Origin of the sequence: Sphingobium baderi (genome assembly GCF_001456115.1) — a bacterium.
In the GTDB taxonomy this organism is placed as follows: domain Bacteria; phylum Pseudomonadota; class Alphaproteobacteria; order Sphingomonadales; family Sphingomonadaceae; genus Sphingobium; species Sphingobium baderi_A.
Genome location: NZ_CP013264.1, coordinates 1,162,397 through 1,174,459, shown reverse-complemented (window position 1 = coordinate 1,174,459; position 12,063 = coordinate 1,162,397). Strand labels below are relative to the sequence as shown.

Genomic DNA, 12,063 nt, shown 5'->3' with positions numbered 1-12,063 from the left:
AGAAGGAGAGGCGCGGTATCTTCCGCGCCTTTCTTTTATCGATGCGAGTTTGGCAGATTGGCGGTCAAAGGATGGCCGCAATGCCGCCGTCATCCATTTTCTGGGCAATATTATCGCCACAAAAAAGGGCCGCGCGAGCGACCCTTTCCTTGAACGGATGCGTATTCGATCAACCCACGAAGGCGCGTTCGATCACATAGGCGCCAGGCGCGGCGTTGGAGCCTTCGGCAAAGCCGTTCTCCTCGAACCAGGCACCGAATTGCTTGATCATCTCCATGCTGCCACACATCATGATCCGGTCAGTCTCCGGGTCGAACTTCGGCGCGCCGGCAATGCCCTCGAACAGCTTGCCATTCTCAATCAGCGCATCGATGCGGACATTGTTACGGAAAGCCTCGCGCGTGACGGTCGGCACATAATGGAACTGCTTGGCCGCTTGCTCGGCGACCAGCGGGTCATCAGCCAGCTTGCCCGTCAGTTCGTCATGGAACGCAAGATCGCTGACTCGTCGAACCGAATGGACGATCACCACTTCCTCATAGAATTCGTAGACGTCCGGATCGCGCGACAGGCTGAGAAAGGGCGCAAGGCCCGTGCCGGTGGACAACATGAAAAGGCGCTTGCCCGGCAACAACGCATCGGTGACGAGCGTGCCGGTCGGTTTGCGGCCAAGATAGATCTGGTCGCCCGGCTGGATCAGCTGGAGCCTGGACGTGAGCGGGCCGTCCTGCACTTTGATCGACAGGAATTCCAGTTCCTCGTCCCAGGACGGGCTGGCGACCGAATAGGCCCGCAGCAGCGGCTTGCCATTGTCGCCCTGAAGCCCGATCATCACGAATTCGCCGGAGCGGAAGCGGAAGCTGGCGGGCCGCGTGATACGGAAGCTGAAAAGATGTTCGTTCCAGTGCCGCACCGACAGCACCGTTTCCACGCTCAGCGCGCCCGTCGGTTCCAACACCGGCTTTTCGATCGTCACTTCGCTCAAGACCTTTATCCTTGCCAATCCATGCCAAAAGCCAGCGCACAATGACGCCAGTTGCATATCGTTCGCAATAAATGATGCGTCTGCGAAATGGCGCGTGCGGGCCGCGATGGCAAGGCCAAAAAAACTTTTGGCGGGGAAAGCTGGTGCAGGGGATGCCAAACGCCTGACCAGCTTTTTTGCCTGCCCTAGCCGAACAGCCCCTTGGCGATGCTGCCCAGTTCACCGAGTGGATTGCCATCACCGTCACGATCGAAGAGGCCACCCAGCTTGCCGAGAAGCGCTTCGGGGCCGCCGAACTGTCCAAGCAGTTCCTGCAGCTTGTCGGCCGATACGCCATGTTCCGCCGCCGTTTCCGCGAGCGCGGACACGCTGGTTTCGCCTCCGCCTATCTTACCGCCAATCTCGGTCATCAGGGCCTGCATCTGTTCAGGCGAGACGCCGATTTTTGCGGCAATGGCTTCCAGCCCGCCCACACTGCCCAGAAGTTCATCAAACATGCCCATGTACGACTCCCGCTATAAATCAAATCCAGATTAGCATCTCTATGAGGCCGCAGAAAGCAAAAGAGCCGGGAAAGGTCTCCCCTTCCCGGCTCTTTCGCGAATCTGTCGCGGGCGCCTGTCAGACGGCGGCGGTCAGCGCCGCGCCGCGCACGGATTCATCGACATGATCCTCGAACTGCGCGAAGTTGTCGACGAACTGCTTGACCAGCTTGCCAGCCGTTTCATCATAGGCTGCCTTGTCGGCCCAGGTCGTACGCGGATCAAGGATCGCGGTTTCCACACCTGGTACGGCGACCGGCACTTCAAAGCCGAAATTCGGGTCGGTGCGGAATTCGGCATTGTTGAGGCTGCCGTCGAGCGCGGCGTTGAGCAGCGCCCGCGTGACCTTGATCGGCATACGCTTGCCCACGCCATATTTGCCGCCGGTCCAGCCCGTGTTGACCAGCCAGCAGGTGACGCCGCCCTTGTTGATCCGTTCCTTCAGCAGATTGCCGTAGACCGACGGATGACGGGGCATGAAAGGCGCGCCGAAGCAGGTGGAGAAGGTGGCGGAAGGCTCCGTCACGCCGATTTCCGTGCCCGCGACGCGCGCGGTGTAGCCGGACAGGAAGTGATACATCGCCTGATCCGGGGTCAGCCGCGCGATCGGAGGCAGCACGCCATAGGCGTCGGCGGTCAGGAAGATGATGTTCTTGGGCACCGGCCCCAGATTGTCCTTCGACGCATTGGGAATGAAGTCGATGGGATAGGAACCGCGGCTATTTTCCGCGAGACTGTTGTCGTCCAGGTCGATGACGCGGGTTTCCTCGTCGATCACGACATTTTCCAGCACCGTGCCGAATCGCTTGGTGGTGGCGAAGATCTCCGGCTCCGCCTCGGCCGACAGGTTGATCATCTTGGCGTAGCAGCCGCCCTCGAAATTGAAGACAGCGGTGTCCGACCAGCCATGCTCGTCATCACCGATCAGCGTGCGGCTGGCGTCAGCTGACAGGGTGGTCTTGCCGGTCCCCGACAGGCCGAAGAACACAGCAGTGTCGCCGTTCGGGCCGATATTGGCCGAACAATGCATCGGCATCACGCCCTTGGTCGGAAGCAGATAGTTGAGGATGCCGAAAACCGACTTCTTCATCTCGCCGGCATAGGCGGTGCCGCCGATCAGGATCAGCTTTTCGGTGAAGTTGACCGCGATCACGGTTTCGCTGCGGCTGCCGTGACGGGCCGGATCGGCGCGGAAGGTCGGCAGATCGATGATGGTGTATTCGGGCGCAAAGCCGGCCAGTTCCTCCGCCGTCGGGCGGACCAGCAGGGTGCGGATGAACAGGTTGTGCCAGGCGCGTTCGTTGATGACGCGGACATTGACGCGATGTTCAGCCTGCGAGCCACCATAGAGGTCAGCGACGTAAAGCGTCGCCTTTTCGCCCAGCGCCTTGAAGAAATCAGCCTTTAATGCGGCAAAATGTTCCGGCGTCATGGGGACATTGGTCTTGCCCCACCAAACGGTGTTTTCCGTTTCCGCATCCTTGACGATGAACTTGTCGTTCGCACTGCGGCCAGTGTGCTTGCCGGTCTTGACGACCAGAGGGCCGTCCTTTGACAGGACGCCTTCGCCATTGCGGATGGCGGCTTCCACCAGCGGCGCGGTGCCGAGATTCCAGAATTGCGTTGCGTTTGTTGAAATACCTTGTTTTTCCAAGGTGATAGCGGATTTGGCCTGCACGCCTTTGCTCCTGAATATAAGTCCATGCCACCGTTCATCATGTGGAGGCGGCCGATCCTTTCCGCTCAGGCGCACCGATCACTGCCGGCAGACGTCCCTCGTGGTGGATGGAGTCGGCATTAGGCGGTCGGATAGAAACCGTCAAACCCCCGAAAGGCTGAGTTTGTCCCGAAAATCGACGGTCATGCCGCATAATGATGGGATATGGCGACTTCCTTGCAGCCGGGGCAGGCATCGTCTAACGATTGCGCCCATTGCCCTTTCGCCATTACCGGGATGATGCATGACCGCCACCATCGCCCTTGTGGATGATGACAAGAATATTCTGACCTCCGTGTCGATCGCGCTTCAGGCCGAAGGCTTCGTAACGCGCATCTATTCGGACCCGGACGCCGCGTTGAAGGCCCTGCTCGACAATCCGGCGGACCTGGCGGTGTTCGATATCAAGATGCCGCAGATGGACGGGCTGGAACTGCTGCGGCGGCTGCGGGAAAGGAACCAGATGCCCGTCATCTTCCTGACGTCCAAGGTGGATGAGCTGGACGAGGCACTGGGTCTTGCGATGGGGGCGGACGACTATATCGCCAAGCCCTTTTCCCAGCGGCTGCTGATCGCGCGCATCCGCGCCATATTGCGCCGCGCGGAAGTCAGCCGCACGCCCCCTGCCGCCGACGAGCCAGCGATCGACCCGATCGTGCGCGGGCGGCTGGAGATGGACCCGGCCCGCCATCGCGTCAAATGGGACGGGAAGGATGTGACGCTGACCGTCACCGAATTCCTGATCCTGGAAACGCTGGCCGCGCGCCCCGGCGTGGTCAAGAACCGCAATCAGTTGATGGACGCTGCCTATCAGGACGATGTCTATGTCGACGACCGAACGATCGACAGCCATATCAAGAGGCTGCGTCGCAAATTCCGCGAGGTGGATTCCGATTTCAACGCAATCGATACGCTCTATGGCGCCGGATACCGATTCTCGGAAGAATGACGCACCGCTGGCGGTGCGCTGGTCGGGCCGCATCAGCCTGACGCTGCGTATCCTGGCGGTGAATGTCTTTGCGCTGGCGCTGCTGGCGGGGGGATTCTTCTATCTCGACAGCTATCGCACACGGATCGTCGACGACCGGCTGGAACAGTCCGCGCGCGAGTTGAAATTGCTTGCCATCGGCCTCGAAAACGCGCCGCCCGAGCTGCATGACAGGCTGATCGCGGCCTATGCGCGACAGACCGATGATCGGGTGCGCCGCTATGCGCCCGACGGGCGGCTGGTCGCCGACAGCTTCACCATGGATGCGCCGCGCTATCGCCTGCGCCTGCCGTCCGAAGAGGAATTGAAGCGGCATGTCGCCCGCTTCCTCGACAAGATGATGGACCGCATCGTGTTCGCCGACCGGCCGCCCAATTTCGAGGAACCGGCGGTCGACCGGGCGCAGGCATGGCCCGAAATCATATTGGCCGACCGGACCGGCAAGCCGCAGGCAACCAACCGCTACGCGCCCGACCGCACTTTCATGATTTCCGCCGCCGTGAAGATGAAGGACGGCACCAGCCTGCTGTCCACAGAGAACGCTCGCGACATCACGCGCATCGTCCGCGCCGAGCGTTTGCGGCTGGGCATCGTGCTGGCCGCCGCGGTGCTGGCTTCGGTGCTGCTGTCGCTGTTTCTGGCGCGCACGATCGTGCAGCCCATCCAGAGCCTTGCCCGCGCCGCCGTGCGCGTGCGGCTGGGCCGGGCGCGGGAGGTGATGGTGCCTCGCCTGCCCGAACGGCGGGACGAGATCGGGATGTTGGCCCGCGCCCTTTCCGACATGAGTCATGCGCTGCGTCAGCGGATCGACGCCACCGACGCCTTCGCGGCCGATGTGAGCCATGAGCTGAAAAACCCCATCGCTTCGCTCCGCTCCGCGCTGGACGCGCTGGACCGGGTGGAGCAGCCCAACCTGCGCGAACAGCTCATGGACATCTGCAGGGAGGATGTGCGGCGGCTGGACCGGCTTGTCACCGACATCGCCGAGGCTTCCCGCATCGACGCCCAGCTTTCGCGCACACGCTTCGAGCCGATTGACCTGGGGCTGCTGATCGAGAGGATGGTGATCGCCCGCGAGGCGCGCGGCGTGCCGCGTGGCGTGCGCCTCGCCTTCGCCCGCCCGCGCAAGGACGTGGCCGTAGTGCTGGGCGAGGAACAGCGGCTGATCCGCGTGCTCGACAATCTGATCGACAATGCCGTGTCTTTTTCACCCGAAGGCGGGCTGGTCCAGATCATCGCGACCGTGGCCGACAATGAAGTGCTGGTCAGCGTCGAGGATGAAGGGCCGGGCGTGCCGGAATCGGAGCGCGAGCATGTGTTCCGCCGCTTCCATAGCGTGCGGCCCGAAAACGAAGCCTTCGGAAAACATTCCGGTCTTGGCCTCGCCATCGCCCGGTCCATCGTGGAAGGGCATCAGGGCAAGGTCAGCATCGCCGACCGCGAGGACGCACAGACCGGCGCGCGCTTCATCGTCCGCCTGCCCATGGCGGTGGAGCGCGATCCCGGCCTCGTATCGGAATAGCGCCTCTACGTCCCCTCTCGGGACAGTTTTTGGGCGCGCGGGCCTTTCCTTCGTATCTTCCCTTCGCGACTGGGGTTAGAAGGGTGACAGGATCATGACGGGCGCGACTTCACATCAGACACTTCATGCAACGAGCGTCGCCATCGGCGGGCGCGCCGTCCTGCTCCATGGGCCGAGCGGTGCGGGGAAATCCGACCTTGCTCTGCGCCTGATCGACCGGGGGGCTGTGCTGGTGAGCGATGATTATACGATCCTGACGGCAGAGGGCGGCCAGTTGATCGCCACCGCACCCGCCACCATCGCAGACAAGATGGAAGTGCGCGGCATCGGGGTCGTCGACATGCCTCACGCCGATAGCGTGCCGGTCGCGCTGATCGCGCATCTGGGCGATGTAACGGAACGGCTGCCCGCCGAAGGAGCAAGCCGCCGGATCGCCGGCATCGATATTCCGCTGGTCCGCATCGCGCCGCTGGAAGCCTCCGCCCCGATCAAGGTCGAACTCGCGCTCAGGGAACTGGGCCGGACATGACATCCACTCCTGCGCCCAAGACGATCCTGCTGGTGTCGGGCCTCTCCGGCGCTGGCAAGACGACCGCGCTCAAGACGCTGGAGGATATGGGCTGGGAAGTGGTGGACAACCTGCCGCTGGTCCTGCTCGACCGGCTGCTCGACACGCCTTTGCCCGCCGGGCACAGCGATGCGGACGAACGCCCGCTCGCCATTGGCATCGACGCGCGCACGCGGGGTTTCGACGCCAACGCCATCGTCCGCCGGATCAAGGCTTTGCGCGAAAAGCATGGCCATGATGTCGAAACGCTGTTCCTCGATTGTTCGGGCAGCGAGTTGGAGCGGCGTTTTGCCGAGACGCGGCGGCGGCATCCGCTGGCGCTCGACCGCCCCGCCGCCGACGGCATATCGCGGGAACGGGAATTGACCGAGCCACTGCGCCGCTGGGCCAGCCAGGTCATCGACACGACAGCGTTCAGCAGCAATGCGCTGCAACAGGAAATCCGCAATCGCTACACGCGCGAACGGTTGTCCGACCCGGTGCTGACGATCCTGTCCTTCGGCTTTTCGCGCGGCATGCCCCGCAATGCCGACCTGATGTTCGACATGCGCTATCTGCGTAACCCGCATTGGGACGACGCGCTGCGGCCCAAGACCGGCCTTGATCCCGATGTCGCCGCCTATATCGCGCGGGACCCGGCCTATGAGGATACGGTGAGCCGGATCGAGGCGCTGCTCGCCACCCTGCTGCCGCGCTATGCGGAGGGTGGGAAAACATACATCACCGTGGCGTTCGGCTGCACCGGCGGGCGGCACAGATCAGTGCATGTGGCCGAGCGTGTCGCCAGATACTTGCAAGATGCGGGCTTTTCGCCCACGGTCAGCCACAGAAACATGGAATCAGCGCCCCAGGACGCCCTGGAGAAGCGCAGACCGGGAGGCCCGAAAGCACAATCATGAAACAGGTGGGCCGTTAGCGCAGATGATTGGACTCGTACTCGTCACTCATGGGTCGCTGGCGACGGAATTCGTCGTCGCGATGGAGCATGTCGTGGGGCCGCAGCAGCAGATCGAAACGATCTGCATCGGGCCGGAAGATGACATGGAATTGCGCCGCGCGGACATCTCCGCCGCGGTCGAGCGCGTGAACGACGGGTCGGGCGTGATCCTGCTGACGGACCTGTTCGGGGGCACCCCGTCTAACCTGGCCATATCTCTGCTGCGTGCGGGTGAAATCGAAGTGATCGCGGGCATCAACCTGCCCATGCTCATCCGCCTGGAAAGCGCCCGCAAGGTGATGGACGTGCGGTCCGCCGTCGCCGCCGCGCGCGAGGCAGGCCAGAAATATATCAGCGTAGCGTCGGAACTGTTGGGTAGCACTCCATGAACGAAATCAGCCAGGAAGTCCGGATCAGCAACAAGCGCGGCCTCCACGCCCGCGCCAGCGCCAAGTTCGTCACCCTGGCCAGCGGTCTTCCTTCGCAGATCACCGTCAGGAAAGACGGCAATGAAGTCACCGGCACGTCGATCATGGGCCTGATGATGCTGGGCGCGGCAATGGGCGATTCGATCGTCATCAGCGCAGCAGGGCCGGAAGCGCAGGATTCGCTGATCCAGCTGGTGACGCTGGTGGAGGACAAGTTCGGGGAGGATTAGGGCAAAATACAGCCCTACCCTTTTCCGCATTGCCCCTATAGAGAAGCCGCTTCATTCGCTTTCGAAGAACAGGCACGGGCGTGGCACGCGAGATCACCGGATTTTCCAACCCTCTGGTCAAGCGCGTCCGGTCCCTGCGTGAGAAGAAATTCCGCAAGGCCGAAGGACTGTTCCTTGCCGAAGGGCTTCGTATCCTGACCGAAGCGCGCGAGGAAGGCGTGCTGCCCGAAATGCTGTTCCATGCCGGGTCCACACATCCGCTGGCCATGGACCTGATCGCGGCGATGGGGGCGGCGGGCGGCGACGTTATCGAGACTACGCCGGACATTCTTTCCAAGATTTCGGGCAAGGACAATCCGCAGGCCGTGGTCGGCGTCTATCGCGACCGGCTGGTGCCGCTGGCGAAACTCGACAGGACGAAGGCCGACATCTGGATCGTCGCGCAGTCGCTGCGCGATCCGGGCAATCTGGGGACGATCCTGCGGACGGGCGACGCGGTCGGCGCAGGCGGATTGATCCTGATCGACGATTGCGTGGACCCTTTTTCCGTCGAAGCGGTGCGGGCGAGCATGGGGGCGCTCTTCACCCAGTCGATCACGCAGGCGCGCTGGGGCGAGTTCATGACATGGTTGCGCGCCGGTCCCGGCGAACTGATCGGCACCAGCCTGAAAGCCACGCAGGATTATCAGGAACCGCGCTACCACAGCCCGTCCTTCCTCCTCGTCGGAAACGAGGCGCAGGGATTGCCGGAAGCCTATGAAGCCGAGTGCGACTTGCTGGTGAAGATGCCGATGCTGGGCAAGGCGGACAGCCTGAACGCCGCCGTCGCCTGCGCGGTGATGGCCTATGAATTGCTGAACCAGAAGCGGAAAAGATAAACGGGGGGAGCGGAAATGGGGAATGAAAACGGCATCGGCGCGGTCTGGCGTCACCGACGGGTGCTGGGCGCCAGCCTGGTCGGAACGGCGGTCGAATTTTACGACTTCTACATCTATGCGACGGCGGCGAGCCTGATCTTTCCCGCGCTGTTCTTCCCGGCATCCTCTCCCACGGCGCAGCTTATGGCGTCCTATGGCAGTCTGTCGCTCGCCTTCTTCGCGCGACCCCTGGGCGCGGCGGTGTTCGGCCATTATGGAGACCGCATCGGGCGCAAGGTGACGCTGGTCATATCGCTGATGCTGATGGGCGGATCGACACTCGCCATCGGGTTCCTGCCGACTTACCAGATGATCGGCTGGTGGGCGCCGCTGATCCTGTGCATCCTGCGGTTCGGGCAAGGCCTGGGCCTTGGCGGAGAATGGGGCGGCGCGGCCTTGCTGGCGGTGGAGAATGCGCCGCCGGGATGGCGTGCCCGCTTCGGCATGTTCCCACAGCTGGGCGCACCGGTCGGTTTCCTCGCCGCCAACGGCATGTTCCTGCTGCTGGGGTTGTGGCTGAGCGACGAGGAGTTTTTCGCCTGGGGCTGGCGTCTGCCGTTCCTGGGCAGCGCGGTGCTGGTGTTCGTTGGCCTGTGGGTTCGCCTGAAGCTCACCGAAACGCCGGAATTTGCCGCCGCGCAGGCGGAAGCGCCACCGCCCGCCGTACCGCTCGCCACGCTATTCCAAAGCCATTTGGGCGCGGCAATTGCGGGCACCTTCGCCGTGGTTGCCTGCTTTGCCATTTATTATATCGCGACCGCCTTTGCGCTGGGCTATGGCACGACGATATTGAAGATCGACCGTGAGATATTCCTCTCGGTCCAGTTGGGCGCGATCATCTTCATGGCGATCAGCATCGTCCTGGCCGGATGGTGGGCTGACAAGACCAGCCCGACGCGCGTGCTGGTCGTGGGGTGCATCGGCACCGTGCTGATGGGCGTCGCCTTCGGGCCCGCTATGGGCACGGGCGCATTGCTGCCGATCTTCCTGATCCTGAGCCTTGCCCTCTTCATGATGGGTTTTGTCTACGGGCCGCTGGGCGCCTATCTGCCCGCCCTGTTCCCGGTCCAGCTGCGCTATACCGGCGCGTCCTTCTCCTTCAATCTGGGCGGGATCATTGGCGGCGCGCTGGCCCCCATCGTCGCGACATGGCTGATCGCGGCGCAGGGCGTGGAACTGGTCGGCCTCTACATGGCGGCAGCGGCGGCGATCAGCCTGCTAGGCCTGTGGTGGACCAGCCGCCACGGATACTGATGCCGCCAAGGCCGGCAGAGAGGTTGGTTCGCCTGCCGGGCAAACAGGATCACACCAGTCCCAGTTTCGACAATTCCCCCAGCAGCGCGGGCGGCATGGCGTCGAGATCGTCCGCTTCCCCCGATCCGAGGTCGGGCGGAGCATCCTTTGCTTCCAGATAGCGCCAGCCCTGATGGGGGCGCTTGGGCATAGCGCGCACGGGGATGAGACGCGGTTCCAGACGTATCCAGAAACGACCCTGCCCTGTTTCCTCAAAACCCAATATCGCGCTGCGCCCTACAAGCTGGCTGCTGTGTATCCAGTAAAGGGAGCCGCCCGCCAGTTCCTCGAAACGCTTGGGCATGTAACGGGTGCTGGTCCGCGCTTCGTCTGCCTGGCTTTCCAGCCAGGCGCGCAGGGTGGCGGGACTTTCAGCGCCAAAGGCGATCTTGGTGAGGTGAAGGGACATATCGTCAAGATGGGCGCGAAACTCAGCCCGTCAATCCCGCTGCCGTCGCCAGGCCCAGGAAAGCGAGAAAGCCCATCGAATCAGTAATCATGGTGACAAAGATGGAGGATGCCACCGCCGGATCGAGGTTCATCCGGTCGAAGGCCAAAGGCACCGCCGCCCCGGCAAAACCCGCCGTCAATATGTTGGTCATCATCGCCGCCGCGATCACGCCCCCCAGATGGACGTTTTGGAACACCAGCGCGACGCCGATGCCCAGCACGACCGCCACGGTCGCGCCATTGAGCAGCGCCACGCGGATCTCGCGCAATATGGTGCGGCGCGTGTTGGTCCCGGTGATCTGGTTGGTGGCAAGCGCGCGGACGGTAACGGCCATGGTCTGGCTGCCCGCATTGCCGCCCACGCCCGCGACGATCGGCATCAGCGTGGCGAGCGCCACCATCTTTTCGATCGTGCCTTCGAAAATGCCGATGATGGTGGAGGCGACCAGCGCGGTCAGCAGATTGGTGAGCAGCCAGCGCACTCTAGCGCGATAGCTGTCCATCACGGGCTCGTTGATGTCGCCTTCGCCCGCGCCCGACAGGCGCAGGATGTCCTCGCCCGCTTCCTCGGAAATGATGTGGACGATGTCATCGACCGTTATCATGCCCACCAGCCGTCCGCTGCCATCCACCACCGCGGCGGAGATCAGCGCATATTTCTGGAAGCGTAGCGCCACTTCCTCCTGATCCATATCGACCGGGATCAGTGTCTGCTCCCGCTTCATGAGGTCCGACATGGCGACGGAACGCGGGCAGGTGAGAATCCACGAAAGCTGGCAAGTGCCGATAGGCTTGTGCTGCTCGTCCACCACGAAGATTTCCCAGAAATCGGTGGTGAGGTCGCTATTGTCGCGGAGGTAGTCGATCACCTGCCCGACCGTCATATGCTCGGGCACCGCGATCAGGTCGCGCTGCATCAGGCGACCGGCTGATTCCTCCGGATAGGAAAGCGCGTTTTCGATGGCGGCGCGATCTTCGGGATCGAGCGCGTCGAGGACGGCCTGCTGATCGGCGTCGTCCATGTCCTCGATGATGGCGACGGCGTCGTCGGTATCCAGTTCGGACGCAAATTCGGCGACCTGTTCGGGCGCGAGCGAATCGAGCAGATCGTCGCGCACATAGTCGTTGAGCTCGGAAAGCACCTCCGCGCCGACAAGGTCGCCCAGCGCTGCGGCGACTTCCCCGCGCCGTTCGGAGGGGGTGAGTTCCAGAAGGTCGGCAATATCGGCCGGGTGCAGTGGCGACACGAGTTCGCGCGCACGTTCGCTCTCGCCCTCTTCCACCGCGTCGAGCACGGCGGATACGAAGTCGGTTTTCAGCCGGTCATCCTCGTCATGACGGGAATCCGCCTGATCGACGGTCGTTTCGTCAATAGGCTGCTCGTCCGGCCGGGGTTCGGCCACGTCGCCGTGCTCGCTCATCGCGTCCCCTACTGTCCGGTTCCTGTAACATCCGGCCGCTTTCGCTCATGCGGAATCGAATTGCA

The 12,063-nt window shown here is 63.0% G+C and carries 13 protein-coding genes; 8 read left to right on the top strand and 5 right to left on the bottom strand.

Translation table 11 applies throughout. The annotated features are described in order from the left end of the window. Window positions 1-169: 169 nt before the first annotated feature. The 3 genes from ATN00_RS05790 to ATN00_RS05780 all read right to left on the bottom strand — a co-directional run bounded on the left by ATN00_RS05790 (window position 170) and on the right by ATN00_RS05780 (window position 3,205). Window positions 170-985, bottom strand: coding sequence for a ferredoxin--NADP reductase (locus ATN00_RS05790; protein WP_062063118.1), 816 nt, complete (start codon window positions 983-985; stop codon window positions 170-172). Window positions 986-1,170: 185 nt separating this feature from the next. Further along, window positions 1,171-1,488, bottom strand: a complete 318-nt coding sequence (locus ATN00_RS05785; RefSeq protein ID WP_062063116.1) for a hypothetical protein — start codon at window positions 1,486-1,488, stop codon at window positions 1,171-1,173. Between the two features lie 118 nt (window positions 1,489-1,606). Continuing rightward, window positions 1,607-3,205, bottom strand: coding sequence for a phosphoenolpyruvate carboxykinase (locus ATN00_RS05780; protein ID WP_062063115.1), 1,599 nt, complete (start codon window positions 3,203-3,205; stop codon window positions 1,607-1,609). A gap of 283 nt (window positions 3,206-3,488) precedes the next feature. Between ATN00_RS05780 and ATN00_RS05775 the strand changes: the two genes are divergently transcribed. The 8 genes from ATN00_RS05775 to ATN00_RS05740 all read left to right on the top strand — a co-directional run bounded on the left by ATN00_RS05775 (window position 3,489) and on the right by ATN00_RS05740 (window position 10,088). Further along, complete coding sequence (locus tag ATN00_RS05775) at window positions 3,489-4,193, top strand: response regulator transcription factor (RefSeq protein ID WP_062063114.1); 705 nt, start codon at window positions 3,489-3,491, stop codon at window positions 4,191-4,193. Beyond that, window positions 4,162-5,754 carry a sensor histidine kinase gene (locus ATN00_RS05770; RefSeq protein ID WP_062063112.1) on the top strand — a complete coding sequence of 531 codons (1,593 nt, stop codon included), beginning with the start codon at window positions 4,162-4,164 and terminating at the stop codon, window positions 5,752-5,754. Before ATN00_RS05775 ends, ATN00_RS05770 begins: the two co-directional genes overlap by 32 nt. 94 nt (window positions 5,755-5,848) lie before the next feature. Next, entirely contained in the window at window positions 5,849-6,283 is a 435-nt protein-coding gene (locus ATN00_RS05765) for an HPr kinase/phosphorylase (RefSeq protein ID WP_062063111.1), read from the top strand. Beyond that, complete coding sequence (rapZ, locus tag ATN00_RS05760) at window positions 6,280-7,221, top strand: RNase adapter RapZ (protein WP_062063110.1); 942 nt, start codon at window positions 6,280-6,282, stop codon at window positions 7,219-7,221. The genes ATN00_RS05765 and rapZ overlap by 4 nt, the downstream gene beginning before the upstream one ends. 22 nt (window positions 7,222-7,243) lie before the next feature. Then, window positions 7,244-7,648, top strand: coding sequence for a PTS sugar transporter subunit IIA (locus ATN00_RS05755; protein WP_062063108.1), 405 nt, complete (start codon window positions 7,244-7,246; stop codon window positions 7,646-7,648). After that, entirely contained in the window at window positions 7,645-7,917 is a 273-nt protein-coding gene (locus ATN00_RS05750) for an HPr family phosphocarrier protein (protein ID WP_062063107.1), read from the top strand. Before ATN00_RS05755 ends, ATN00_RS05750 begins: the two co-directional genes overlap by 4 nt. An 80-nt stretch (window positions 7,918-7,997) precedes the next feature. After that, window positions 7,998-8,795: a TrmH family RNA methyltransferase gene (locus tag ATN00_RS05745; protein WP_062063106.1), complete on the top strand. Its 798-nt coding sequence runs from the start codon at window positions 7,998-8,000 to the stop codon at window positions 8,793-8,795. Between the two features lie 15 nt (window positions 8,796-8,810). Continuing rightward, window positions 8,811-10,088, top strand: coding sequence for an MFS transporter (locus ATN00_RS05740; RefSeq protein ID WP_062063104.1), 1,278 nt, complete (start codon window positions 8,811-8,813; stop codon window positions 10,086-10,088). 49 nt (window positions 10,089-10,137) lie between these two features. Here the strand turns inward: ATN00_RS05740 and ATN00_RS05735 are convergent, their stop codons facing one another. Continuing rightward, window positions 10,138-10,536: a DUF1489 family protein gene (locus ATN00_RS05735; RefSeq protein ID WP_062063103.1), complete on the bottom strand. Its 399-nt coding sequence runs from the start codon at window positions 10,534-10,536 to the stop codon at window positions 10,138-10,140. Between the two features lie 22 nt (window positions 10,537-10,558). Then, complete coding sequence (mgtE, locus tag ATN00_RS05730) at window positions 10,559-11,998, bottom strand: magnesium transporter (RefSeq protein ID WP_062063102.1); 1,440 nt, start codon at window positions 11,996-11,998, stop codon at window positions 10,559-10,561. Window positions 11,999-12,063 lie beyond the last annotated feature (65 nt).

Excerpts from the sequence above, each read along its gene's own strand:
- ATN00_RS05785 (WP_062063116.1), bottom strand. The coding sequence starts at position 1,488 with ATGGGCATGTTTGATGAACTTCTGGGCAGTGTGGGCGGGCTGGAAGCC.
- ATN00_RS05775 (WP_062063114.1), top strand. The coding sequence starts at position 3,489 with ATGACCGCCACCATCGCCCTTGTGGATGATGACAAGAATATTCTGACC.
- ATN00_RS05770 (WP_062063112.1), top strand. The coding sequence starts at position 4,162 with ATGGCGCCGGATACCGATTCTCGGAAGAATGACGCACCGCTGGCGGTG.
- ATN00_RS05765 (WP_062063111.1), top strand. The coding sequence starts at position 5,849 with ATGACGGGCGCGACTTCACATCAGACACTTCATGCAACGAGCGTCGCC.
- rapZ (WP_062063110.1), top strand. The coding sequence starts at position 6,280 with ATGACATCCACTCCTGCGCCCAAGACGATCCTGCTGGTGTCGGGCCTC.
- ATN00_RS05755 (WP_062063108.1), top strand. The coding sequence starts at position 7,244 with ATGATTGGACTCGTACTCGTCACTCATGGGTCGCTGGCGACGGAATTC.
- ATN00_RS05750 (WP_062063107.1), top strand. The coding sequence starts at position 7,645 with ATGAACGAAATCAGCCAGGAAGTCCGGATCAGCAACAAGCGCGGCCTC.
- ATN00_RS05740 (WP_062063104.1), top strand. The coding sequence starts at position 8,811 with ATGGGGAATGAAAACGGCATCGGCGCGGTCTGGCGTCACCGACGGGTG.
- ATN00_RS05735 (WP_062063103.1), bottom strand. The coding sequence starts at position 10,536 with ATGTCCCTTCACCTCACCAAGATCGCCTTTGGCGCTGAAAGTCCCGCC.
- mgtE (WP_062063102.1), bottom strand. The coding sequence starts at position 11,998 with ATGAGCGAGCACGGCGACGTGGCCGAACCCCGGCCGGACGAGCAGCCT.